Raw genomic sequence first — 24457 nt, forward strand, 5'->3', positions numbered from 1 at the left:
CTTACACTTTGACTTTGGACAGTTTCAGGTTGATCAGCGACAGGGCGCCAACCACCAGGAAGATGGCTGTGGCAATCGCAGCCGCCAGGCCAAAGTTCTGTCCGGAATCCTGGAACGCGATGCGGTAGGTGTAGCTCACCAACAGGTCTGTGGTGCCCGCAGGTGTGCTTGCGCCGATAATATCGGGCGCGCCACCGGTCAAGAGCGCAATCAGGACGAAGTTATTGAAGTTGAACGCAAAGCTTGCGATCAACAGCGGCATCAATGGCTTGATGATCAGCGGCAGGGTGACATTGAACAGGTTGTTCACCGGCCCTGCCCCGTCCATCGCGGAGGCCTCGTAGAGATCCCGAGGTATCGCCTGCAATAAGCCCATGCAGAGCAACATCATGTAGGGGTAGCCCAGCCAGGTATTAACGATCAGGATCATGGTTCGCGCCAGCGCCGGGTCGCTGAACCAGTCAGGCCGCAATCCGAACAGGCCTTCCAGTACCAGATTGATCTCACCGAAGTTCTGGTTGAACAGGCCCTTGAACACCAGGATCGAGATAAACGCCGGTACCGCATAAGGCAGGATCAGCATGGTGCGGTAGAAGCCCTTTCCGCGAATCTGGTCCCACTGCAGGAGGTTCGCCAGCAACAGCCCGAGCGCCAGGGTGAACACCACGGTTGCCACGGCAAAGGACAGCGTCCATACGAAGATCTCAAAGAACGGCCCGCGAATGCTCGGGTCGGACACCACCTTCAGGTAGTTGTCCCAGCCGATGTTCACGGTCCACCCCGGCGACAGTGTCTGACCTTCCGCACTGCGGTAGAAGCCGGTGTCGTGGTCCGGAAAGTAGGTCACGTCCGTCTGGTTGTTGGTGATGCTGCCGTTGTCGTGCAACGTGAACTGGGCGTTGATGGCCGCAAAGGCACGCAGGCTGGCCATGCTCAGCTCGCGCCCGTCTTCGGTCAGCAGGTCCAGCTCCGACAGTTCCGATCGCAACTGGATAATGTCGCGAATGGCCAGCGGCTCGCCAGCCGGCTTATCCGAAGCGGGTAAGACCGGCGCGCTGGTGTCGGAACCGTCCAGCGCCAGCGGAGCCGAAACCAGGTTCTGGTGCTTACCCTCAAGGTAGATCACATAACCGGCATCGGTGTTGAAAAGCTCATAGTTATAGCGGACGGAATCGGACTGGTAGGTCCGGTCCATCAGGTTGTCCTTCACCTGCTCAAAACTCAGCAGGTTGCTGGCACTGTAGTTGGTAAAGCCAATACCAACCGTGTACATCAGCGGGAAAATAACAAACACCCCCATACCGGCTACTGCGGGGAAAATGTAGCGATGGGCGTAGAGTTTCTTGTTCACGAACACAAACACCGCCGATGCCGTCAGCACCAGGAAAAGCATCGCGAACACGAACTCCTGCTGGGCATACAATGCCAGTATCAGGTAGAGCGCCATGCCTAACAATGCGGCCAGGGCACCCCACTTTAGAATTATTCGGGTCATTGGAAGTCTGCTTTCGGTTCCGGGGGAGGACAGGGTTTCCGTTATCATTGTAGTCAGCCCGTTTAAAGCCGTCGCCAACGTCTGGCGAGGGCAGGTTTACAACAACAGGTCAGCACGGCTGGGAGAACCATCGGCACGGCGGCCGACGGCACTCCCATCAGGGGCATTACCGGGTAATGCGCTGTGCTGCTGAGTTCAGGGCGTCCTCAACGGGCTGTCTTCCAGATGTGATGTTCTGCAGAGCCGGCCCCATGGAGGACCAGAAAGCGCCCATGGCAGGCACACTCGGCATGGGTTCACCCAACTGGGCGTTTTCAAACGTCGCCGCAATATTCGGGTTGGACGACAGTTCGTCCATAAATTCCTTGTTGGCCACGGCTCCCAGGGGAACATCGTTGTTCACCATTTTCAGGCCTTTGACGGACAGCGCGTAGTTCTCAAGGAACTCTACCGCCAGGTCCTTATTGGGGCTGGCCGTATTGAGAGTCGCCGCCATCACGCCAACCATGGGTTTGCTGGGCTGGCCATCGACGGTGGGCAACTTGGCAACGCCAAAGTCAATGTCGCTCTTCTCCAGGTTACCCCAGGCCCATGGGCCGTTGATCATCATTGCCGTTTCGCCCTTGTTGAAGCTGGACTCCATGGCGCTGTAATCCGCACCGCGAGGCATCACGCCTTCTTCAATCAGGGTTGTGAGCATGTTGGCGCCCTTCATGGCACCTTCGTTGTTCACGCCAGTGTCCTTGACGTCATAGCTGCCGTCTTCGTTCTGGGCGAAAATATAGCCGCCGGCCGCGGCAATCATTGGCCAGGTGAAATAGGTGTTGTTGTAGTCCCAGAGGATGGCGCGCTTGCCATCTTCCGCCAGTTGTTTGTGAATGGCGGGAATGTCCTCGAAGGCGGTTGGCGGCTCGGGCACCAGATCCTTGTTATAGATCAGACCAATGGACTCGACGGCCATGGGGTAACCGTACATCTTGCCATCGACGGTCACAGCATCCCAGGTGAAATCGAAGTTCTCACCGATAACACGCTGTGACGGCTTGACCTCGGAAATGATGCCGCTTTGCGCCCATTCGCCGAAACGGTCATGGGCCCAGATAAAGATGTCCGGGCCATTGCCCGTGGCGGCGGATTGCTGGAACTTGTCAGTGGCGCTGTCTGGATGAGCCACTTCAACGGGGATGCCGGTTTCCTCGGTAAACCAGTCGCCCACTTCCTGCAGGCCATCATAGCCTTTGTCGCCATTGATCCAGACCAGGAGCTTGCCTTCCTCGATCTCGGCGTGAGCCGGTGCGGACATGCCAAAGGTTGCTGCAACAATGGAAGCTGCGAGTGAACTACGGATAAAAGTTCGACGATTCATCAGGTGTTTCCTCTGCTTGTTCCTGCCTTATTCTTGTTGTCCGCCCTGACACGAGGTTGGCCGGGCGGGCTGAACGCAAATCTTTTTATTGCGAGTAACCGAACTGTGTTGCAATTTGCTGTTGCTGGCATCAGCCCTGATTTCATTCCCTGAGGCGTAGAACGGGGGAGTAGTGAGGCGTAGTGAATTCCGTCTACCACCCACCGTTCAGGTCTGGTTTGATTGGATAACCACAACAATAAATGGAACCGGAGCCCATTGCATGAGCCAGACCCCGAAAAAAATCAGGTTTACCGCCAGCCTTGTGACGTGCCTCTCGCTTGCCGGCTGCGCCGGTGGCCAGTTCGAGACCGCCGACCCACCCTCGGACAACCGCGCTGTTTCAACCGGCGGGATGTGCACCGCCACCCAGGCAGAGATGACCGTTACCGTCGGCAATGCCTTCAAAGACGGCGACTGGGTGCGAGACTACTACAGTGGCAACAAGGCACAGGTGATAAATGACCAGGTCACACTCACCCCGGCCCCGGACGCCGAAGGCCTGTTACTGCTGGAAGCCGTGGACGCTCCGGAGCAGAGCTTCACCTGGGCGGGCGCAACCGTCTACTTTACCGTGACAGATCGCTTTGCCAATGGCCGCACCGACAACGACCTGAACTACGGTCGCAAGCCCGACGGCATGGATGAAATCGGCACCTTCCACGGCGGGGACTTTGCTGGCCTGACACAGAAACTGGACTACCTGAAGGATCTCGGCGTCAACGCTGTCTGGGTCACCCCACCCTTCGAACAGATTCATGGCTGGGTTGGCGGTGGTGACCAGGGGGACTTCCAACACTATGGGTACCATGGCTATTACGCTCTGGACTTCACCCGCCCTGACGCCAACTTCGGCACCCGCGAGGAATTCCGCACCCTGGTGGAAGAAGCCCATGCCCGCGGCATCCGCGTGGTTATGGACGTGGTTATGAACCACCCGGGCTACGCCACCCTTCAGGATATGCAGACCTTCAACGTTGGCGGGCTGCGCGAAGGCTTCGAAAAGCACCTGCCCGAACAATGGGGCGACTGGCGACCGGAATCCTGGGAGAACTTCCACGCCTACCATGCGTTGATCGACTACGATCATCCGGGCTGGGCCAACTGGTGGGGCAAGGACTGGGTTCGCGCCGGCATCGGCGACTACGACACGCCGCCCAAAGCCTCCATTGATCCGGTACGGGGCTCCCTCGCCTTCCTGCCGGATTTCAAGACGGAATCCACCCAGGCAGTGGACCTGCCCATTTTCCTGCAGAACAAGGAAAACACCCGCGCCACACAGCTTGAAGACGCCACCGCCCGGGATTATCTGGTCACCTGGCTAACCGATTGGGTGCGCGAGTTCGGTGTTGATGGTTTCCGGGTGGACACCGCCAAGCACGTGGAGCCGGAAGCCTGGAAACAACTGAAAACCAAAGCTCAGGATGCACTGGACACCTATCGCGCCAATAATCCCGGCCAGCCGTTGCCAGCGGAAGAGTTCTGGATGGTCGCGGAGGTATTCCCCCATACTGTGACCCGAAGCAGCTACTTTGATGCCGGATTCGACGCCATCATCAACTTTGACCTGCAGGAGGAAGCCCAGGCCGGTGCAGCTTGCCTGCCCGCCATGGAGCCCATCTACAGCGAGTATTCTGACAAGATGCACGGCGACAACCCCTTCAACGTCATGAGCTATATCTCATCCCACGACACCCAGCTTTTCAGCCGCATTGCCGACAACAAACCGGCGATGCAGAAGCGGGTCGCTGCGGCCTTGCTGTTTACACCGGGCACCAGTCAGATATTCTATGGAGACGAATCCGGCCGCGCTTTCGGGCCCACGGGTTCTGACGGCCACCAGGGCACCCGTTCAGATATGAACTGGGCCGACATCGAAAATGGCACGGCACAGCCGGTCCTGTCCCACTGGACAAAGCTGGGCCAGTTCCGGGCACGTCACCCGGCAATTGGTGCCGGGGAACACAAACAACTCAGTACCAAACCCTACGTCTTTTCAAGAACCCACGGCGACGACCGGGTGGTGATCGCCTTCGGCAAGGAGTAATCGTGCAAAACACCCAAACAGCAGGATTCACACCGGAAACACCCCTGATTCTGGGAATGATGCGTCTCCATGACCATCCCAGCCTCACGCAACCGGCCCGGCTTGCGGACTGGATTGCCGCGCGGCTGGATGACGGCCTGAACGTGTTCGATCATGCCGACATCTACGGTGGTGACGAGTGTGAACGGCTGTTCGGGGATGCATTACGTGCTCACCCGGCCCTAGCCCAAAACCTGCAAGTGATCACCAAAACCGGCATTGTTCCGGCCGACCGGGACACCTCGCAATGGCGGGTAAAACACTACCGGGCCGAAGCGGATTATGTGGAGAACGCGATCAACAAGGCCATCGCCTCACTGGCGGTAGAACAGATTGACACCTTTCTGATTCACCGTCCTGATCCGTTGATGCAGGCCGAGGACGTCGCGCGAGTGCTGGAAGCGGCGGTGTCCGCGGGTAAGATTCGCCAGATCGGCGTCTCCAACTTCCTGCCCGAGCAATGGCGATGGCTGGCCCGGAACACCGCGCTACCACTGGTGTGCAATCAAAGCCAGTTATCCCTGCTCCACACCGATCCGTTGTTCGATGGCACCCTTGAAGCTCATCTTGCGGATGGACTACGCTGGTTGGCGTGGTCTCCGCTGGGTGGTGGTGGCCTGGCGGACCGAATCCCGGCAGAGCTGATGGAAGAGGCTCGGGAAGAAACCGGTCTGGATGACACCGGCCTGGCTATCGCCTGGTTACGACAGATTCCCGGAACGCCCATACCCGTGCTGGGCTCCATGAATCCCGAGCGTATTCACTCAGCGCTCAATGGCGCTCGAAGCCCTATGCCACGGGGCCTCTGGTACCGGCTTCTGGAATCGGTTCGCAATACCGCAGTTGCCTGACCCGGAAGTGCGTTGTGACGTCCGTCAACGCCTGACAATTCGTTACACAACTTCCACCTTCGTCCGATTGTTGCTTTTGCAGACAGCCGCGACACTGGTCCTGATCCACAACAACAATATCAGGGCCCGCGTTACCGGCCCGGCGCGACCAAGGAGGCCTGTGCCAATGCTCTGCAAGAAGCTGCTTCTCTCTTTGTTACTGACCCTGCTGGCGACGGCTCCCGTTGCAGCGGAAACCCTGAAAATCGGGCTCAACTACCCGCAGACCGGCCGCTACAAGGACCAGGGCCTGCAACAACGCCTGGGCGCCTTCCTGGCCGTCGATGAAATCAACAAGGCCGGCGGCATCATGGGCCGCGAAGTGGAACTGGTGATACGCAACACCTCCGGCGAACCGGACAAGGGCGCCAAAAACACCGCTGAGCTGATCGACCGCGAAGGGGTGCAAATGGTATTCGGTGGCGTTTCCAGCGCAGTAGCCATTGCCTCCGGCAGAGCTGCAAGGGACCGAAACCGCATCTACTTCGGAACCCTGACCTACTCCAACGCCACCACCGGCGCCGCCGGCCACAGTCACATGTTTCGCGAACCCTATAATGCCTGGATGACGGCGAAGGTACTGAGCCAATATCTCAATACCCAGCATGCCGGCGACGAATACTTTTACATCACGGCAGACTACACTTGGGGCTGGTCGGTAGAGAAATCGGTCCGGAAATTCACCAATACCGAAAACACCGACGCTCACAAGGGCGTTAAGACACCCTTCCCTCGCGCGTTAATTACGGATTTTCGCCAGGCTCTGGAACAGGCGGAACAAAGTGGCGCGAAGGTCCTGATGATGGTGTTGTTTGGCGACGACATGGTGCGTGCGCTGAACGTCGCCTACGAAATGGGTTTGACGAAGAAAATGCAGGTGGTGGTACCCAACCTCACGCTCGGCATGGCCCGCCAGGTAGGCCCGACCATTATGGAAGGGGTCGTTGGCGGATCGCCCTGGGTGTGGAGCGTTCCCTACCAGTACAACTACGCCCGCGGTAAGGAATTCGTAGAGGCCTTCTCAAGCCGCTACGAGATGCGCCCCTCTACCGCGGCGGCCTCTGCCTACAGCATCGTCTACCAGTACAAGGATGCCGTGGAAAGGACCGGTACCACGGACACACGCCAGCTTATTCGAGCCCTGGAAGGCCACCGGTACACTTTCCTGAAGGACGAGCAGTACTGGCGCGACTTCGACCACCAGAACATCCAGACGGTCTACGTTGTGAGGGTTAAGCCCCGCAATCAGATCATGGAAGACGAGTACTCGGCTGACTACTTCGAGATCATCGACTCCATGCCCGGCGATGAGGCCGCCCAGACCCGGCAGGAATGGGAAGCCAGACGCAAGGAAGCCGGACAGCCGCTCAACCTCTAGGTGAGCGTCGATGTCACAGGGTTAACCGTGTTTGCCAGCGCCGCGCCAATGTTTGAAAACTCGTCAGCCTGCAGGGACGCCCCGCCGATCAGGCCGCCGTCCACTTCGGGTGACGAGAACAGAGCCGCCGCGTTGGCCGCTTTCACACTGCCACCATAAACAATGCGCACGGACTGCCCTGCGCCTGTCTCACAGTTTTCCAGAAACTGGCGGATAGCCCGGTGGGTGTCCGCCACCTGCTCCGGGGTAGCGGTCCTGCCGGTGCCAATAGCCCAGACTGGTTCATAGGCAACGATGCTGCCAGCCAGGCCGGACATGCCGCATTGGTCAATCACCGTCTGCAGCTGTCGCTGAACGACCTTCATCGTCCACCCCTGCTCCCGCTCTTCCAACGTTTCGCCAACACACATCACCGGTATCAGCCCCGCGGAGAGCACCTGCTGAAACCGGGCAGCAACTTCATCGTCGGACTCGTGGTAAAGCGCACGTCGCTCCGAATGCCCGACCAATACGTAACGGCACCCCATTTCATGCAACATGGTGGCGCTTACTTCCCCGGTGTGGGCACCGGACGGCGCACGGCTGGTATTCTGCGCCCCGAGTGCGATGCCGGTGTACCCGAGCAGGTCCCGCACCTGGAACAGATAGGGAAACGGCGGGCAAATGGCCATATCAATGGTTTTGCGCAAGGGGCGGAGCTTTGCCAACATCCGCACAAGCAACGCCTGGTTGGAGTGCAGGCTGCCGTTCATTTTCCAGTTCGCAATCAGAATGGGTTTTCTCATGGTTTGTCTCCTGTGATTCCTCGTATCGACGTGTCAGGTATCCAGGGCACAGCGAATGGCTCCAACACCGGGATAGAAAGCGTGGGCGCCAAGGTCCTGCTCGATACGAAGCAACCGGTTATACTTGGCGACACGGTCAGAGCGGCAGAGGGAACCGGTCTTGATCTGACCTGCTCTGGTTGCCACTGCCAGATCGGCAATAAACGTATCCTCGGTTTCACCACTGCGATGGGATATAACCGCGGTGTAGCCAGCATCCTGTGCCGTTCCAATGGCTTCAAAGGTTTCGGTGAGGGTGCCTATCTGGTTGAACTTGATCAGAACCGAATTGGCGATGTCCTTCCGCACGCCATCCGCGATCAGTGACGCATTGGTCACGAACAGGTCATCCCCTACCAGTTGCACCCGTTCCCCCAGCTTTTCGGTCAGCAGCTTCCAGCCATCCCAGTCGTCCTCATCCATACCGTCCTCGATGGACGCGATGGGGTACTGCATCGCCAGCGACAGCAGATAATCGGCAAAGCCGGCGGAGTCAAAGCTTGCTCCGGCTCCGGACAACTCGTAGCGGCCATCGCGATAGAACTCGGACGCGGCACAGTCCAGAGCCAGCACGATATCCGTGCCCGGCCGATAACCCGCCCTGACGACCGCTTCCAGGATAAGATCCAACGCCTCTTCGCTGGAGCGCAGATCCGGCGCGAAACCGCCTTCGTCACCAATGGCGGTGGAAAGGCCTTTCTCGGTCAGCAGTGATTTCAGTGCATGGAAGGTTTCAACACCCATTCGCAATGCCTCGCTATAGCTGGGCGCTCCGACCGGCTGGATCATGAATTCCTGAAGATCAACGGTATTGTCTGCATGGGCACCGCCGTTGATGATATTCATCATGGGTACCGGCAACACACACGGACCGGAGCAACCATAGAGTTCTGCCAGATAGCGGTACAGCGGTTGCTGTCGAAAGTTGGCGGCGGCATCGGCAACCGCCAGGGACACGGCGAGAATGCCGTTTGCACCAAAACCGGACTTGTTATCGGTGCCGTCCAGGTGGCGCATCAGCCGATCAATCACCAACTGGTCAAACACCACCCGGTTTTCAATCGCTGGTGCGATGTGCCGGTTAACCGCTTCGACAGCCCCCAGCACACCCTTGCCATTGTACCGATCAGGATCACCGTCCCTTTTTTCCAGGGCCTCCCTGGAACCGGTGGAGGCGCCCGACGGCGCCCGACCGCGTCCGACCACGCCGTTTCCCAACTCAACATCCACTTCCACTGTGGGAAAACCGCGGGAATCCAGAATTTCCCGGGCGAATACGGACTGAATACGCTCCATAATCATTAACCTACTTGCTCGTGTTGTTTTTGTTTCCGCACACATAGGTGCACTATCGAACAGTTCACTCGATTGTAATATTCGTTTACGAACATTCACAAGCGAAAAAGAACACAATTCCATATGATTTTGTTATATGGAAAACCCCAATAGGAACTTCAAACGGTTTCGACTACACCCGGAATCGCCCGATCAACGCTTCGATATCACTCATTGATGCCTTGAGCTGGTCGCTAGTCGCTACCAGTTGTTCGATCTCCGCCAAATTTTCCGATGACGACCCGCTGATTTCGGTAACATTGCGCGACACCGAACGGCTGACGTCTTCCTGCTCGTCCATGCCGGTACGAACATGTTCCGCGCTATTGCGGATCTGGTCGACGGCCTCCCGAATGGTTTCAACGCCTTTGGAGGCATCGGTGATCAGGGACTTGACCGATTCCAGGCGCTGGAAGCTGTCTTCCATGGAACTCACGGCTTCGGCCGCATCCCCCTGGAGACGGTTGACGAGGCCACGAATGGTGTCCGTGCTACTGGTGGTTTTCTGGGCAAGTTGTCTGACTTCGTCGGCCACCACTGCGAACCCACGGCCAAACTCTCCAGCCCTGGCGGACTCAATGGCTGCGTTGAGCGCCAGCAGGTTGGTCTGGTTGGCGATTTCATCGATGGATTCGGTGATGCGCCCGATGTCGTGGGACGCACTCTCCAGCTTTTTCAGCTTGCCGGAGGTCTGCTGTATCTGCTCTTCCAGTTCATTCACACACTCCATGTTGGCGTTGGCGGTCTCTTTGCTTTCATCAACCCGACTGTTCACCGACTCCACCAGTTGGTGGGTGTCCCTGACGGATTCCGCCACGTGATGGCAGGACGCTTCCATCTCCGTCATGGCGGTCGCTATCGAATTGAGGTCATCGGCCTGCCCCCGAATACGCTGGCTCAGGTCGTGGGAAAAATCCGCGTTGGACGCCGCCACACCGGTAATTTCACCGCCGGCTTTCTGCAAGCTGCCCAACACCTCCCGCATGGCCGCTGCGAGCTTATTGGCCGACTCTTTCAGTTCAATGAACTCGCCGTTGGCGCGGAACGTCAGCTCGCGGCTATAGTCACCCCCAGCCATCGCCGAGAGGTGATTGACGGTGGCGCGCAAAGGAATACTGATCAACCGCCCCAACCACACCGAGATCACAACGGCAATAAACAGGATTAGCGGCACCAGGTAATACACCAGCTGTTCCGAGAAACGCGCCGTGGCATCCAGGTTGTCGACGGTCTGTACAGCGGCCTCTCCGGCTGCCGTGACCATCCGGTCAATATGGCTGTTGAGGTTATCAAGCCCGGCCTCTATGTCCGCGACGGTGCTGTTCACCGCCAGCAGGTTGCTGCGGTAATCGTAATACTGGCTGACTATGCCGGCCTCACTGTTGACCGACTCAAAGAAATCGCTTGCGATAGGCGCAAGCGACTCCAGCGACGCAATCTCGCCAATGATGGCCTCAATATCCTGCTCAACCGTCACGGTGTTGAATCGCAGGTTTTCCACCACTGCTTTGAGCCGTTCGGCATCGTCGGTGCTGACCAATTGCATAATTAGCAGTTCAATATTGGACAGGTTCCCCATGACCGTCATGAGCAGGTCTTTCAGATAAATGTCAGACCCTGCGGGCGCTGATGCTTCACGAAGCAACAACTGTTTCATTTCCGAGGCTTTGGCCAGAAAGTCGGATAAATCACGGTTCACTGACTCAGATACCCGGATGACCTCCGCCTGGTGTTCGCTAAGCCTGGCCGCTTGTTTTTGCAGCGTGCCAAGGGCCTCCCGGTACTGCTGCGCGGGTTCCTCGAACCCAGTAAGCAAGCGGATTTCGCCGGCTTCAGCAGCGAGTGACGTCACCTGCTTATCCAGCGCGGTCATTTTATCTATCAGCCTTCCATAGCGGGATTCCAGTTCCTGGTTGTCCCTCACCCTGGCGAGCGAGATGACTGCCATGCCACTGCCACCTGTCGTTGCCTCGACAGCCTGGACAGCACGCTGAAACGGGAAAATTCTCTCCTTTACCGCAGACGTACCCTCGGAAATGGATGTCATCATATCGCCGTTGAACAGCCCCCAGCCTGCGATGATCACACAAAGCAAACCGAAGCCCAGGTATAGACGATGGATAACTGAAATTTTTCTCATGCCCTATCAACCCCTACTGCCAGCCCTGGACAGGCCCGGAATTTGGAAAGGAAGGATCAGGTGCAAAAAGGCGGAAAAAGGGCCGGCAGGGTCAACCCGCTAAACACGGGGGAACACCTGAAATGCTAATAGGGGGGGAATGAAAGCAACCGGCCAAGACCCACCGACCTGACGGTGTTAGGTCTGCCGCTGCCCCAGGAAACCCGGGACAACGGCAGGGCACTACAGGTAAGTGATTTACTGAGTGACTACTCGAGCCGCCTCAGAAATCAGCTCTCGCGAGCTTCTTCCCAGGTTTTGAGCAGCTCTTCGTAGCGGACGGTTTTGCCTTTCGGCTTTTCATTGTCCAGCTTCGGTTTGGGCGCGCCCGGCTGATCCAGCCAGTACTGGGGATCACGCGGCTCGTTCAGCTTCGGACCGCATGTTTCCTGGACACTGGCACGTTCGAGACGCTCCATGACACGATCCTGTGCCTGCGCCAGTCCGTCCAGTGCTTTCTGCGGCGTTGCTTCGCCACTTGCAGCCTGAGCAATATACTGCCACCAGAGCTGAGCCAGCTTCGGATAATCCGGTACGTTGGTACCCGTCGGCGACCACTGAACGCGGGCCGGGCTGCGATAGAACTCCACAAGACCACCGAGCTTGGGCGCCATTTCGGTCATGGCATCCGATTCGATATCAGACTCGCGGATCGGCGTCAGACCAGCGATGGTCTTTTCCAAGGATACGGTTTTGGACACCGTGAACTGTGCATACAACCAGGCCGCAAGGCGACGCTTTTCAGGAGTGGACTTCATGAAGGTCCAGGAGCCCACGTCCTGATAACCCAGTTTCATGCCTTCTTCCCAGTAGGGCCCACGTGGTGAGGGGGCCATGCGCCACTTCGGGGTGCCGTCTTCGTTGACCACCGGCAGACCGTCTTCGATCATGCTGGCAGTGAAGGCGGTATACCAGAAGATTTGCTGGGCAACAGCGCCCTGAGCGGGTACGGGACCAGCTTCAGAGAATGTCATACCCGGTGCCTCCGGCGGCGCGTACTTTTCCAACCAGTCAACATACTTGGTGGTTGCATACACAGCGGCGGGTCCATTGGTTGCACCGCCGCGGCTGACGCTGGCGCCGACCGGATGACATTCGTCAACACGGATGCCCCACTCGTCGACCGGCAAACCATTCGGCAGGCCCTTGTCGCCAGCGCCAGCCATGGAGAACCAGGCGTCTGTGAAGCGCCAACCCAGTGACGGGTCCTTCTTGCCGTAGTCCATGTGGCCGTAGACACGCTTGCCATCAATTTCCTTCACGTGTACGGAGAAGAACTCGGCAATGTCCTCATAAGCGGACCAGTTAACCGGAACGCCCAGCTCATAGCCGTAAATATCCATGAACTGCTTCTTGAGGTCTTCGCGCTCGAACCAGTCGGCACGGAACCAGTACAGGTTGGCAAACTGTTGGTCAGGCAATTGATAGAGCTTGCTGTCCGGGCCGGTGGTGAAATCGAGACCGATAAAGTCATCCAGATCCAGTGTCGGCAGAGTCAGATCCTTGCCTTCACCGTTCATGATGTCCTCAACGGGCATCACCTTGCCATAGCGGAAGTGGGTACCGATCAGGTCAGAGTCGTTGACCCAGCCGTCGTAGATGTTCCGGCCGGACTGCATCTGTGTCTGCAGCTTCTCGATAACATCGCCTTCCTGGATCAGCGTGTGAGTCAGATTGATGCCGGTGATCTCACTGAATGCTTCAGCCAGAACCTTGGATTCATATTCATGAGTGGCAATGGTTTCCGAGACGACGTTGATATCCATGCCCCGGAACTGCTTGGCGGCCTGGATGAACCATTCCATCTCCTTCATCTGCTCTTCTTTGCTCAGAGTCGACTTCTTGAAGGACTCGTTAACCCACTTCTTGGCGGCATCAGAATACTGATCTGCACTGGCCTGAAAACTGAGCCCCAATCCCACCGAGCCAATCGCAGCGCTCAGAAGGAGGGTTTTCGGATATTTATTATTCTTGAACATATCCAACCTCGTTCGTCTTGTTTTGGTGTGTTCGAAACGCGACAGCTTGCGCCAATACGTTTCGGCTTTCCCTATATAGCGTTCTGACCGCTATTCCTGGAAACGGAGCCGAATAGGGATGTTCGATTCCGATCATTAAAAAGAAAATAGTTCGTTATAGAAATTTTTACAACCGTTTTGAGCGATAAATCCTAAGATTCTTTCGGCCCTCCCTGACAAACGAAAATCAAAGGCACCCTCCGATGGCACCATTCCCCATCACCCCCAGCGCAACAGCACCAGGAGCCACGCCACCGACACCGCCAGCGCTACCCAAAGAGTAATGTCGCTGACAGCCAGGAACGCAAGGTGAATATAGGCCGCCGATAGCAGGCCGATGAAAAGACGATCCCCCCGGGTTGTCGAAATCGGCAGGAACCCTTTTCGCTCAGTACACGGCGAAACCACTTCGTAGACGGTCATCGTCAGCAAGATGCAGGCAATCACCGCAAAGAAAATCGCAACCGTTGGTGTCCAGTTCATCCATTCAATCATGATACGTCTCCTTATACCCGACCCAGTGCGAAGCCCTTGGCGATGTGGTTACGAACAAACCAGACCACCAGCACGCCGGGAATAATGGTGAGCACACCGGCTGCCGCCAGTACGCCCCAGTCAATACCGCTTGCCCCGACCGTTCGGGTCATGATGGCACCAATGGGTTGCGCGTCCACGGAGGTCAGGGTTCTGGCCAGCAACAACTCCACCCACGAGAACATGAACGCAAAGAAAGCAGCGACGCCAATACCTGACCGAATCATCGGCAGGAAAATCTTCACGAAGAACTTGGGGAAGCTGTAGCCATCAATATAGGCCATCTCGTCGTACTCGCGCGGCACACCCGACATGAAACCTTCCAGGATCCAGACCGCCAGCGGCACGTTGAACAGGCAATGCGCAAGCGCCACCGCAATGTGGGTGTCAAACAGCCCTACTGATGAATAAAGCTGAAAGAACGGCAGCAGGAAGACGGCCGGCGGTGCCATACGGTTACTCAGCAGCCAGAAGAACAGGTGCTTGTCACCCACAAACTTGTAGCGGCTGAACGCGTAGGCGGCCGGCAAGGCAACCAGCAGCGTGATGGTCATGTTCATGGACACGTAGATCATCGAGTTGATGTAACCCGAGTACCAGCTTGAATCCGAGAAAATCACAGCGTAGTTGGCCAGGGTAAAATTCTGTGGCCATAACGTCAGGCCGCCGAGAATTTCCTGGTTGGTCTTGAACGACATGTTCAGGAGCCAGTAGATCGGAGTCAGCAGGAGCACGATAAACAGCGTCATCCCGAAGCCCTTGGAACGTGAATAGTTCATCACTCTCTCCTTATTTTTCTTTGTCGAGGTGAGTTATGGCAGTAAAGAACACCCAGGACACCAGCAGCACGATCAGGAAGTAGATCAGCGAGAACGCCGCCGCCCGGCCGATATCAAACTGGCCGATAGCCATAGTGGTGAGTGTCTGGCTCAGGAAGGTTGTTGAGCTGCCTGGCCCGCCACCGGTGAGAACAAAGGGCTCGGTGTAGATCATGAAGCTGTCCATGAACCGCAGCAGTACCGCAATCACCAGCACACTTTTCAGGCGCGGTAACTGGATATAGCGGAACACGGCCCACTTGGAGGCACGGTCAATTTCGGCAGCCTGATAGAAGGCTTCGGGAATGGCACGCAAGCCGGAGTAGCAGAGAAGAGCCACCAGGGGTGTCCAGTGCCATACGTCCATCAGCAGCACCGTCAGCCAGGCATCCACCGTGTCGCCGGTATAGTTGTAATCCAGCCCCAGCGCATTCAGGCCCCAGCCAAACAGGCCGATGTCACCACGGCCGAAGATCTGCCAGATGGTCCCGACCACGTTCCAGGGAATCAGCAACGGAATGGCCAGAAGGATCAGGCACAGAGAGGCCTTGATACCGGATTTTGGCATCATCAGCGCAACCCCGATCCCGAGGGGGATCTGGATCGCCAGCACAGCGCCGGAAAACAGGAACTGCCTGAGCAGGGATTCTCTCAGGCGCTCGTCAGCAAGCACTTCGCGAAACCACTCGGTACCAACGTAATAGGCGTTACCCGGGCCAAAGATATCCTGGACCGAATAATTCACAACGGTCATCAGCGGTATCAGGGCTGAAAACGCTACAAGTATGAAAACTGGCAGTACGAGCCACCAGGCACGATTATTGGGAACCTTATTCATTGGTCCTTCTCCTCTACCAGAAACTCGTCCACGTAAAGCTTCAGCCACTTTTCCGGAAAGCTGAGCTGAACCTGGCCGCCAACTGCAAAGTGCTGGTCTTCCGTCAGCCGAACCTTCAACGTTTCGAAATCCAGCTTGACTGTCATGACCTTGTAAGTGCCGAGGTCCTCGACATCCAACACCTCGGCTTCAAACGTATCGTCCGCCGGCATATCGGACGCCTGGATAAACTCCGGGCGGATACCGATCTTGAGATTGTTGGACTGCAGGCGCTGTAACAGCTCGACGTGTTGAACACTCAGCGGGACAACCGTGCTGCCGAAGCAGACCCCGCGTGGACAACGCTGAACCTCAATCAGATTCATGCCGGGGCTACCGATGAAATACCCCACAAATGTGTGGTTGGGCTGTTCGAAGAGCTCCGTTGGGGTGCCAAACTGAACAATCTGACCGCCGTACATCACCGCGATTTTGTCGGCGAAAGTGGACGCCTCGAGCTGGTCGTGGGTGACGTACACCATGGTGATATCGAACTGTTCGTGAATCTGCTTGAGCTTGCGGCGCAGCTTCCACTTGAGCTGGGGATCGATAACCGTCAGCGGTTCATCGAACAGGATGGCGGACACATCGCCCCGAACCAGGCCTCTACCCATGGAAACCTTCTGCTTCTGGTCCGCGGACAGGTTCTTGGCCTTTTTCTGCAGCTCGCTCTCAATCTCCAGGATCTCCGCGATCTCATGCACCTTGGCCTTGATCTGGGACGACGGCACGCCGGTGTTCTTGAGCGGAAATGCCAGGTTCTGGTACACGGTCATCGAGTCATAGATCACGGGGAACTGGAAAACCTGGGCAATGTTCCGGTCCCTCGGGGACAGCTCGTTCACCCGTTTGCCATCGAACAGTACGTCGCCCTCGGAGGGCTGGAGCAAACCCGAAATGATGTTCAGCATCGTACTCTTGCCGCAGCCGGACGGACCGAGCAATGCATACGCCCCACCCTTCTCCCAGACATGGTCCAGCTGACGGATCGCGTAGTCATCGGGCCCGGCCGGAGTGTCGCTGTAACTGTGAGCCAGGGACTTCAAATGAATTTCAGCCATCAGACCGACCCTCCTGTGACGACCTGTGCCGGTGTGTGCACCAGGCTTTCGTCTTTATCGAATACGAACAGTTTGTTGATGGGCAGGTAGATTTTGATGGGCGAACCCGTGTGGTACTGGTGTACGCCCATCAACTGCATCACCATCTCGAAGTACCGATTGCGCACGTGCATGAAGGTTTCGGAGCCACTGATTTCACTGAGCTCAACCTCCATCGACATCTCGAGATCATCCTCATTGTTGGGGACCAGTCCGATGTGACTCGGGCGGATACCAAACCAGTAATCGCCGGGTTCGAGCCGTGCGAGTTCCTGAGTCAACGCATGATGGGAGTATTCGTCGAAGGTCACTTCCGTGTCGGTGACCCGGCCCTTGATCATATTCATGGGCGGCTCACTGAACAGTTGTGCCGCCAGGGTGTTCACTGGGTTACGGTAAACGTCCATCACCGGGCCGCTCTGAACGATCCGTCCCTCGTTCAGGAGCGTGGTGACACCTCCCAACGCCAGCGCCTCGTTGGCTTCGGTGGTGGCGTATACGGCAATGCATTGGCGTTCGCGGAACAGTTCCCGCAACTCAGCGCGCAACTCTTCCCGCAGTTTGTAGTCGAGGTTCACCAGCGGTTCGTCAAACAGGATCAGGGTCGCGTCCTTGACCAGGGCCCTGGCCATCGCCGTGCGCTGCTGTTGCCCCCCGGAAAGCTCCAGCGGATACCGCTTCAGCAAGGGGTCAATCTGCAGCATGTTCGCGGTTTCCTTAACCCGTCGGTCAATCTCACTCTCCTTCATCTTGGCCAGACGCAGGGGCGAGGCGATGTTTTCGTACACCGTGAGGTTGGGATAGTTGATGAACTGCTGATAGATCATTGAGACATTGCGTTGTTGAACGCTTTGCCCGGTGACATCGTTGCCGTTGTAGATGAGGCGGCCGTCATCGGGCTTGTCCAGCCCGGCCATCAGCCGCATCAACGAGGTTTTGCCGGCCAATGTACGCCCGAGCAGAACGTTGAACGAACCTGCCTCAAACGTGATGTTCGCGTCGCGGATGTAATCGACTCCATCCACGACACGGGAGAGGTTCTCCAGCGTTAAGGACATAGGCTTTCCTTTGTTGTTCTTGTGGCACGTTATCCGCCGTCACCGCAGGCGACCGGCGAGAATTCGATTTCGAATACATAAAGGCAATGAGCATACCAATGTAGGTGAAAACCACGAGCAAATACGTAGACCATTGTTTTTATTGCCATTAAATTTCTGGAAATTTCTTTATTGAAAACAAAAATGTTCGCTATCAAACTTTTTGTTCAGTTTGAACATTGACCTGAACAACCAATGAGCACATTATTGAACATCGTAGCGAACAGATTCGCGGCCTCGGGCCACCCCGGCGGGGTGCGAAAAAACAAAACGAACTTCAGGAACGCGGAGGATTCGCGTGAAAAGGCAACAAGAGAGGGCGGAATACCGATCCATTATCGCGGATTCATGGAACCGCTGTATTGGTTACGGGCTTCACCATGACTACGAACCCGAGCCCGCGAACCTCGACGACCGTGCCCGGGAAACGCTGGAAAAGGACTACGAAGCGTTACTCAGCACAACAGAGACGGAAGTACTTCCCTACTACAACAACATCATGTCCAACAGCCGCTGCCTGATCCTGCTGGCCGACTCCCATGCCCAGGTCCTGAAGGGCTGGGGCGACAAACGCATTACCGAAAGCCATCTGCGGCCATGGTTCAGCGCGGGCGCCAGCTGGCACGAACGCTACGCTGGCACCAACGCCATTGGCACTTCCATCGCCACCCGCTCGCCCGTCCAGGTCCAGCGAAACGAACATTTTCTCAAACTCAACCGGAGCATCATCAGTTCCGCGGCGCCGATATTCGATACCGACAGAACCCTGGTGGGGGTTCTCAGTGCCTTCAGTGATGCCTACCTACCACAGGCGCATACGCTGGGGATGGTTCGTCTTCTTTCGCAATCGGTTGAAAACCGTCTGATCGTCAGGCAGTTGGGGGGCGATCATTTTATCCTCACCCTCAACACCACGGCGGACAATATCGACAGCCCCTGGTCGGGACTGATCGCGTTTGACCCCAACGGCCGCATAGTTGCCTCCAATCAACGGGCAGATCAACTACTCGGCGAGCCTTTGTCAGGGCGCAACCTGAACTCGCTGTTCATTGAAAACCGGAACCTGGTACTGAATCACTCCCACAACACCCCCATACAGCTCACGACCACGAAACGAGTGCGGCTGTCAGGACTGTTGAAGCGGCCGGTCTCGCTCGACACCGTCACCACAAAGCCCGCGCGCGCAATACCCCGTGCCAGGCCCACGGAGCCAGGCATGGCTGGCGTTTCCATGGACGATATTGAACATGGGGATCCACTGGTCCGACGCTGTGCCGACCAGGCGAGGAAGGTTCTGGAGAGAGGCGTTCCGATACTGATTTGTGGTGAAACCGGTGTGGGCAAGGAAGTGATGGTCAAAGCCCTGCATGGAACCAGCCAACGATGCGCGCAGCCTCTGGTCTCCGTTAACTGTGCGGCGATCCCACCGGAGCTTGTCGAATCCGAACTGTTTGGCTACGAGGCTGGCGCATTCACCGGCGCCCGCGCCCAGGGTTCTCTGGGCCTGATACGCAAGGCCGACAAGGGCATTCTGTTCCTGGACGAAATCGGAGAAATGCCCCTGGCCGCCCAATCCCGGCTATTGCGCGTTCTGCAGGAACGGGAAGTGACACCGGTGGGCTCCACGGAACGCATTCCCGTGGACATACTGCTGGTGTCTGCGACCAACCGCCCGCTCGCAGATCGAATCGACAATGGTGAGTTCAGAGCGGACCTCTACTACCGCATCAATGGCCTCAGCCTTGAGCTTCCAGCACTCAGGGATCGAATGGACCGGCGCGAGCTGATCCGCAGAATCTATCTGGAGCATCGTGACAGCGGCCAATCGGACACTCTGAACAATGAGGTAATGGCGGCGCTTGAGAATCACCCCTGGCCCGGCAATATTCGCCAGCTGGTGAACATCGTCCGCGTCGCCGTGGCCATTGCCGACGGCGACGACGTGCAACTCTGGCACCTGCCGGAGGATTTCCTGGCGGATTATGAGAGTCAAACCAGGCCCGAGCGCAAACCGGTATTCGATGCATCGCCCTACAGAGAATCGCCCCAGGCGAATGACAACTCCCGGAATGACACCATGGATCAGACACTGGTGGTCTACCGACAGTGCATGGGCAACGTGTCCCGTGCAGCCAGGGAACTGGCTGTCAGCCGCAACACCCTGTACAAGCGACTTCGGGATCTGGGTGTAAGGTAGTCATAGCTTGCGAATGGCTTTAAGCCAGCCGTCGTAGAGCTTGTCACGCTGGGCTTTAGTCATCGTTGCCTCAAAACTGCGGTCGCATCGCCACATACTGCTCAGATCCTCCAGGCTTTTGTAGACACCCGCCTGCAGGCCAGCCAGATAGGCCGCGCCCAGCGCGGTGGTCTCCACCAATGCAGGCCGATCGACCCGCGCCCCGAGGATATCCGCCAGGAACTGCAGTACCCAGTTGTTGGCCACCATGCCACCGTCCACACGCAGGGTAATGGGCCTTATGCCATCCTTCTCCATCGCCTTCTGCAGATCCTTGGTCTGGTAGCAAACCGATTGCAGGCCAGCGGTCACGATTTCCTTGATCCCGGTATCGCGGGTCAGCCCGAAAATCGCCCCACGGGCGTTGGGGTCCCAGTACGGTGCGCCCAGGCCCGTAAACGCTGGCACCAGATAGACCCCGTGGTCCACCGGTGTGCCTTCCGCCAGGGGTTCGGTCTCACAGGCGTCCCGAATCAGCTGCAACCCGTCTCGCAGCCACTGGATAGCCGCACCGGCGATAAAGATACTCCCCTCCAGCGCGTACGCAGGCTTTCCGTTGAGGCGATAGGCTACCGTTGTGAGCAGGCGGTGCTCTGATGTCAGAGCCTTGTCGCCGGTATTCAGCATCAGGAAACAGCCGGTACCGTAGGTGCTTTTCGCCATTCCGGTTTCAAAGCACGTCTGGCCGAACAGGGCCGCCTGCTGGTCCCCCGCCATACCCATGACGGACGTACCACCCAGCCGACCGTTACCGACGATCTGGCCGAAGTCCGCTGCCGAATCCATCACCTGCGGCAACAACGAGGCAGGAATGCCGAACAGGTCAAGTAGCTCCGGGTCCCAATCCTGATCGTGAATGTTGAACAACAGGGTGCGACTGGCATTGGTCGCATCGGTCCTGTGCTCCCTGCCGCCGGTCAGTCGCCAAAGCAGAAAACTGTCGATCGTGCCGAACGCCAATTCTCCGCGTTCCGCCCGTTGCCGGGCGCCCGGTACGTTGTCCAGTATCCAGCGAATTTTCGTCGCCGAAAAATAGGGGTCAATCAACAGCCCTGTCTTGTTGTTCACTGAAGGTTCAAGGCTTTGCTTCTTGAGCGATTCACACCAGTCCGCGGTTCGCCTGTCCTGCCAGACGATCGCCGGGTAGATGGCCTCGCCCGTTGCGCGGTCCCACAACACCGTGGTTTCACGCTGGTTCGTTATGCCAACAGCGACAACCTCATCGTTGTCACCACACCCCCTGGCCATCACGTCATCGCAGGTTTCCTGGACAGTACGCCAGATGTCTTCCGGCTCATGCTCGACCCAGCCGCTCGCGGGAAAATGCTGAGGGAACTCCTGCTGGCTCGTCGCGTGGATGTTGCCGTCCAGGGTGAAAAGGATGGCGCGGGAACTGGTTGTCCCCTGGTCGATCGACAGAATGTACTGAGTCATAGTTGTTTTGCCTCGGGCCAGTGTTCTTATTTTTTCGTATTTTTACTTTTTTGAAAACAAAAGCCAACCCTTTTTGCGGGCGAAAACTTACCCGCACTTCGCAAGCCTCACACAAGCCCCTAAAAATGCTGCACAAAGGCACAAAACACTCTAAACTGAGTTCAGGTTTGAAATCGCTATTTCGTTCGTTACAGAAAAACCGTGGACCGGAGGAAGTTGAATGGCACAACGACGCCGACAGGACCTGATCATGGAGCTCATCCAGCAGAACGGCTTCGTGACCACCGAGCAACTGGTTGATCAGTTCAAGGTAACGCCGCAAACCATCCGCCGGGATTTGAACGACTTGGCCAGCCAGAAGAAACTGCGCCGGCATCACGGCGGCGCCGGCATCGACTCCAGCACGGTGAACACGGCCTACCAGGCTCGCAAAATCATGGACCTGGAAGCCAAGGAGCGCATCGCTGAAGCACTGGTGGACATGATCCCCGACAACTCCTCCATGTTCATCAACATCGGCACCACCACGGAAACCATTGCCAAGGCCCTGCTTGAGAAAAACAACCTCCAGGTAGTCACCAACAACCTTCACGTCGCATCCATTCTTTCCGCCAAGGAAGACTTCCACATCATTATTGCCGGCGGCGAAGTGCGTAACCGCGACGGCGGCATCGTGGGTGAAGCCACCCGGGACTTCATCAACCAGTTCAAGATGGATTTCGGCATTATCGGTATCAGCGGCATCCACAGTGACGGTTCTTTGCTGGACTTCGATTACCGGGAAGTCCGGGTTGCCCAGTCCATCATCGAGAATTCCGGCCAGGTACTGCTGGCCGCGGACCATTCCAAGTTCGGCCGCAACGCCATGGTGCGCCTCGGCAGCATTGCCCAGGCAGATCATGTGTTTACCGATGAACCGCCTCCCGTCGAAATCCGCCAGCTCCTGCGTGAAAACAACGTGGAACTGCACCTGGTCTGACCCCTCCATCGCCGTAACCATCACCCAGTCATAGCCTGGCAGCGTGACTCCCAAAGCCTTCGCCCACTTTTTTTCGTTTTTTTTCTGTATTTTCCTTTACGAATATATTTTGCTTTCGCATAATGTGGGTATACGTTTCTGTGAAAATCGGAAAGAGCGCCGGAAGCGTCCTTTCATTGGCGTCAGGAGATGACTCGAGATGACCGAGGAGAACAATACATTTGACGTTGTCGTTGTGGGCGGTGGCGTCAACGGCACAGGTATCGCCATGGACGCCGCAGGCCGCGGCCTGAAGGTGTTGCTTTGCGAAATGAACGACCTCGCCTCAGCCACCTCGTCCAGCAGCAGCAAGCTGATTCATGGAGGTCTCCGATACCTTGAGCACTACGAGTTCCGCCTGGTACGTGAAGCCCTGGCAGAACGGGAGTCGCTGCTGCGAAATTCGCCACACATCATGTGGCCAATGCGCTTTCGGTTGCCACACCGCCCTCACCTTCGCCCCGCCTGGATGATCCGGACCGGACTGTTCCTTTATGACCATCTGGCCAAGCGAGAGGTCCTTCCTGGGTCGCGCTCCATAAAGTTCGATGAGAAGGATCCGCTCAAGTCGGACATCACCAAAGGTTTTGAGTATTCAGACGGCTGGGTGGATGATGCTCGCCTGGTGGTACTAACCGCCAAGAAAGCCCAGGAGTGCGGTGCCACCATCCTGACCAGAACCAAGTGCATCAATGCCGAGCGCGGCGCGGATTCATGGAACGTATCGCTTCAGGATATGAATGACGACAGTATCCACCACGTCTCCGCCAAGGTGATTGTCAATGCGTCGGGCCCCTGGGTAAGCCGGCTGTTCAGCGAAAGCCTGTCCATGAAAGCGCCAAAAACCATTCGCATGGTCAAGGGCAGTCATATTGTGGTGCCTCGCCTCAACCGGGAAACCGAGGCCTACATTCTCCAGAACGAAGACGAACGCATTGTGTTCGTCATCCCCTACGAGGACGAGTTCTCCCTGGTAGGCACCACCGACGTGGATTACGAAGGCGACCCGAAAAAAGCGAAAATATCACCGGAAGAAACCGAATATCTGCTGGATATCGTCAACTCGCACTTTAAACGCCAACTAACGGAAAGCGATGTGGTGTGGTCCTATTCCGGCGTTCGCCCATTAATGGACGACGAAGAAGGAGATGCCAAAAAGGCTTCCCGCGACTATTCATTTGAAGTGAGCCGGGAAAAAGGCAAGGCACCGGTCATCTCCGTCTTTGGTGGCAAGATCACTACCTACCGCAAACTTGCGGAAGCTGCGACGGACAAACTCTGCCAGTTTTTCCCACACGCCCGCGGTCCGTGGACGAAAACAGGCATCCTGCCCGGTGGTGATTTCGAGAATCACGACACTCTCGAGGCAAGCCTGTCCGCAGAATACCCGTGGCTTCCCGAAGCAGTATACAGCCGTTACGTGCGTACTTACGGCACCAAGGCATACGACTTTCTGGGCGACGCAAAATCCATCCAGGATCTGGGATTTCGGTTTGCCGGCACACTCTACGAGCGCGAAGTCGAGTATCTTATCAAGCATGAATGGGCGATGACGTCGGAGGACATTCTCTGGCGCCGCACCAAACAGGGGCTCTATGCCACTGAAGACGATGTTCGGGAGCTGGACAGATATCTATCAGCCCAGGCAACCCCGCAACCGCAAACCGTTGCTCTCCACCACAGCGCCTGAATCACTCTCTCAGGCATTTCGCTCCGGCCGGCCTCCCCCGCCC

At 57.1% G+C, this 24457-nt stretch carries 18 protein-coding genes; 6 read left to right on the forward strand and 12 right to left on the reverse strand.

From position 1 onward, the window contains the following. Position 1: 1 nt before the first annotated feature. Both malF and malE read right to left on the reverse strand, forming a co-directional pair. Positions 2–1495, reverse strand: coding sequence for a maltose ABC transporter permease MalF (malF, locus tag JJO78_RS10230; RefSeq protein WP_273623600.1), 1494 nt, complete (start codon positions 1493–1495; stop codon positions 2–4). A gap of 166 nt (positions 1496–1661) precedes the next feature. Next, positions 1662–2861: a maltose/maltodextrin ABC transporter substrate-binding protein MalE gene (gene malE / locus JJO78_RS10235; RefSeq protein ID WP_085680153.1), complete on the reverse strand. Its 1200-nt coding sequence runs from the start codon at positions 2859–2861 to the stop codon at positions 1662–1664. A 262-nt stretch (positions 2862–3123) separates the two neighbouring features. Between malE and JJO78_RS10240 the strand changes: the two genes are divergently transcribed. The 3 genes from JJO78_RS10240 to JJO78_RS10250 all read left to right on the forward strand — a co-directional run bounded on the left by JJO78_RS10240 (position 3124) and on the right by JJO78_RS10250 (position 7254). Continuing rightward, positions 3124–4947, forward strand: coding sequence for an alpha-amylase (locus tag JJO78_RS10240; RefSeq protein WP_273623602.1), 1824 nt, complete (start codon positions 3124–3126; stop codon positions 4945–4947). Between the two features lie 2 nt (positions 4948–4949). After that, positions 4950–5837: an aldo/keto reductase gene (locus JJO78_RS10245; RefSeq protein WP_273623603.1), complete on the forward strand. Its 888-nt coding sequence runs from the start codon at positions 4950–4952 to the stop codon at positions 5835–5837. A 166-nt stretch (positions 5838–6003) separates the two neighbouring features. Continuing rightward, complete coding sequence (locus tag JJO78_RS10250) at positions 6004–7254, forward strand: substrate-binding protein (RefSeq protein ID WP_091641391.1); 1251 nt, start codon at positions 6004–6006, stop codon at positions 7252–7254. On the opposite strand, the gene tpiA is transcribed toward JJO78_RS10250, so the two are convergent. The 9 genes from tpiA to JJO78_RS10295 form a co-directional block, all read right to left on the reverse strand. Next, on the reverse strand, positions 7251–8039 hold the full coding sequence (gene tpiA / locus JJO78_RS10255) for a triose-phosphate isomerase (protein WP_273623604.1): 789 nt from the start codon (positions 8037–8039) through the stop codon (positions 7251–7253). The genes JJO78_RS10250 and tpiA overlap by 4 nt on opposite strands. A gap of 33 nt (positions 8040–8072) precedes the next feature. Continuing rightward, entirely contained in the window at positions 8073–9374 is a 1302-nt protein-coding gene (gene eno, locus JJO78_RS10260) for a phosphopyruvate hydratase (RefSeq protein ID WP_036205147.1), read from the reverse strand. Between the two features lie 172 nt (positions 9375–9546). After that, positions 9547–11553, reverse strand: a complete 2007-nt coding sequence (locus tag JJO78_RS10265) for a methyl-accepting chemotaxis protein (protein ID WP_273623605.1) — start codon at positions 11551–11553, stop codon at positions 9547–9549. 269 nt (positions 11554–11822) lie between these two features. Next, positions 11823–13571, reverse strand: a complete 1749-nt coding sequence (locus tag JJO78_RS10270) for an ABC transporter substrate-binding protein (protein WP_273623606.1) — start codon at positions 13569–13571, stop codon at positions 11823–11825. Between the two features lie 258 nt (positions 13572–13829). Beyond that, positions 13830–14105: a DUF2160 domain-containing protein gene (locus tag JJO78_RS10275; protein WP_007155504.1), complete on the reverse strand. Its 276-nt coding sequence runs from the start codon at positions 14103–14105 to the stop codon at positions 13830–13832. Between the two features lie 11 nt (positions 14106–14116). Beyond that, positions 14117–14923, reverse strand: a complete 807-nt coding sequence (locus JJO78_RS10280; RefSeq protein ID WP_007155503.1) for a carbohydrate ABC transporter permease — start codon at positions 14921–14923, stop codon at positions 14117–14119. A 10-nt stretch (positions 14924–14933) separates the two neighbouring features. Then, complete coding sequence (locus tag JJO78_RS10285) at positions 14934–15800, reverse strand: carbohydrate ABC transporter permease (RefSeq protein WP_036205138.1); 867 nt, start codon at positions 15798–15800, stop codon at positions 14934–14936. Continuing rightward, on the reverse strand, positions 15797–16900 hold the full coding sequence (locus tag JJO78_RS10290) for an ABC transporter ATP-binding protein (RefSeq protein ID WP_041335501.1): 1104 nt from the start codon (positions 16898–16900) through the stop codon (positions 15797–15799). The genes JJO78_RS10285 and JJO78_RS10290 overlap by 4 nt, the downstream gene beginning before the upstream one ends. Next, on the reverse strand, positions 16900–17997 hold the full coding sequence (locus JJO78_RS10295) for an ABC transporter ATP-binding protein (protein WP_041335502.1): 1098 nt from the start codon (positions 17995–17997) through the stop codon (positions 16900–16902). The genes JJO78_RS10290 and JJO78_RS10295 overlap by 1 nt, the downstream gene beginning before the upstream one ends. A 337-nt stretch (positions 17998–18334) precedes the next feature. Here JJO78_RS10295 and JJO78_RS10300 point away from each other — a divergent pair, with 337 nt between their 5' ends. Beyond that, positions 18335–20233, forward strand: coding sequence for a sigma-54-dependent Fis family transcriptional regulator (locus JJO78_RS10300; protein ID WP_085680141.1), 1899 nt, complete (start codon positions 18335–18337; stop codon positions 20231–20233). Here JJO78_RS10300 and glpK read toward each other — a convergent pair whose 3' ends face one another. Beyond that, complete coding sequence (glpK, locus tag JJO78_RS10305; protein WP_041335504.1) at positions 20234–21706, reverse strand: glycerol kinase GlpK; 1473 nt, start codon at positions 21704–21706, stop codon at positions 20234–20236. It lies immediately after the preceding gene. Positions 21707–21926: 220 nt separating this feature from the next. On the opposite strand from glpK, the gene JJO78_RS10310 reads away from it, so the two are divergent. Continuing rightward, a complete protein-coding gene (locus JJO78_RS10310) occupies positions 21927–22685 on the forward strand; it encodes a DeoR/GlpR family transcriptional regulator (protein ID WP_007155657.1) in 759 nt (252 codons plus the stop codon). A gap of 199 nt (positions 22686–22884) precedes the next feature. Next, the gene (gene glpD / locus JJO78_RS10315) at positions 22885–24414 is read left to right on the forward strand and encodes a glycerol-3-phosphate dehydrogenase (RefSeq protein ID WP_085680137.1); all 1530 of its coding nucleotides are present in this window, start codon (positions 22885–22887) and stop codon (positions 24412–24414) included. Positions 24415–24457: the final 43 nt, after the last annotated feature.

Source organism: Marinobacter sp. DS40M6 (assembly GCF_028581595.1).
Lineage (GTDB): Bacteria > Pseudomonadota > Gammaproteobacteria > Pseudomonadales > Oleiphilaceae > Marinobacter > Marinobacter salarius.

Coding starts and splice junctions, on each gene's coding strand:
- malF (WP_273623600.1), bottom strand. CDS start 1,495: ATGACCCGAATAATTCTAAAGTGGGGTGCCCTGGCCGCATTGTTAGGC.
- malE (WP_085680153.1), bottom strand. CDS start 2,861: ATGAATCGTCGAACTTTTATCCGTAGTTCACTCGCAGCTTCCATTGTT.
- JJO78_RS10240 (WP_273623602.1), top strand. CDS start 3,124: ATGAGCCAGACCCCGAAAAAAATCAGGTTTACCGCCAGCCTTGTGACG.
- JJO78_RS10250 (WP_091641391.1), top strand. CDS start 6,004: ATGCTCTGCAAGAAGCTGCTTCTCTCTTTGTTACTGACCCTGCTGGCG.
- tpiA (WP_273623604.1), bottom strand. CDS start 8,039: ATGAGAAAACCCATTCTGATTGCGAACTGGAAAATGAACGGCAGCCTG.
- eno (WP_036205147.1), bottom strand. CDS start 9,374: ATGGAGCGTATTCAGTCCGTATTCGCCCGGGAAATTCTGGATTCCCGC.
- JJO78_RS10265 (WP_273623605.1), bottom strand. CDS start 11,553: ATGAGAAAAATTTCAGTTATCCATCGTCTATACCTGGGCTTCGGTTTG.
- JJO78_RS10270 (WP_273623606.1), bottom strand. CDS start 13,571: ATGTTCAAGAATAATAAATATCCGAAAACCCTCCTTCTGAGCGCTGCG.
- JJO78_RS10275 (WP_007155504.1), bottom strand. CDS start 14,105: ATGATTGAATGGATGAACTGGACACCAACGGTTGCGATTTTCTTTGCG.
- JJO78_RS10280 (WP_007155503.1), bottom strand. CDS start 14,923: ATGAACTATTCACGTTCCAAGGGCTTCGGGATGACGCTGTTTATCGTG.
- JJO78_RS10285 (WP_036205138.1), bottom strand. CDS start 15,800: ATGAATAAGGTTCCCAATAATCGTGCCTGGTGGCTCGTACTGCCAGTT.
- JJO78_RS10290 (WP_041335501.1), bottom strand. CDS start 16,900: ATGGCTGAAATTCATTTGAAGTCCCTGGCTCACAGTTACAGCGACACT.
- JJO78_RS10295 (WP_041335502.1), bottom strand. CDS start 17,997: ATGTCCTTAACGCTGGAGAACCTCTCCCGTGTCGTGGATGGAGTCGAT.
- glpK (WP_041335504.1), bottom strand. CDS start 21,706: ATGACTCAGTACATTCTGTCGATCGACCAGGGGACAACCAGTTCCCGC.
- JJO78_RS10310 (WP_007155657.1), top strand. CDS start 21,927: ATGGCACAACGACGCCGACAGGACCTGATCATGGAGCTCATCCAGCAG.
- glpD (WP_085680137.1), top strand. CDS start 22,885: ATGACCGAGGAGAACAATACATTTGACGTTGTCGTTGTGGGCGGTGGC.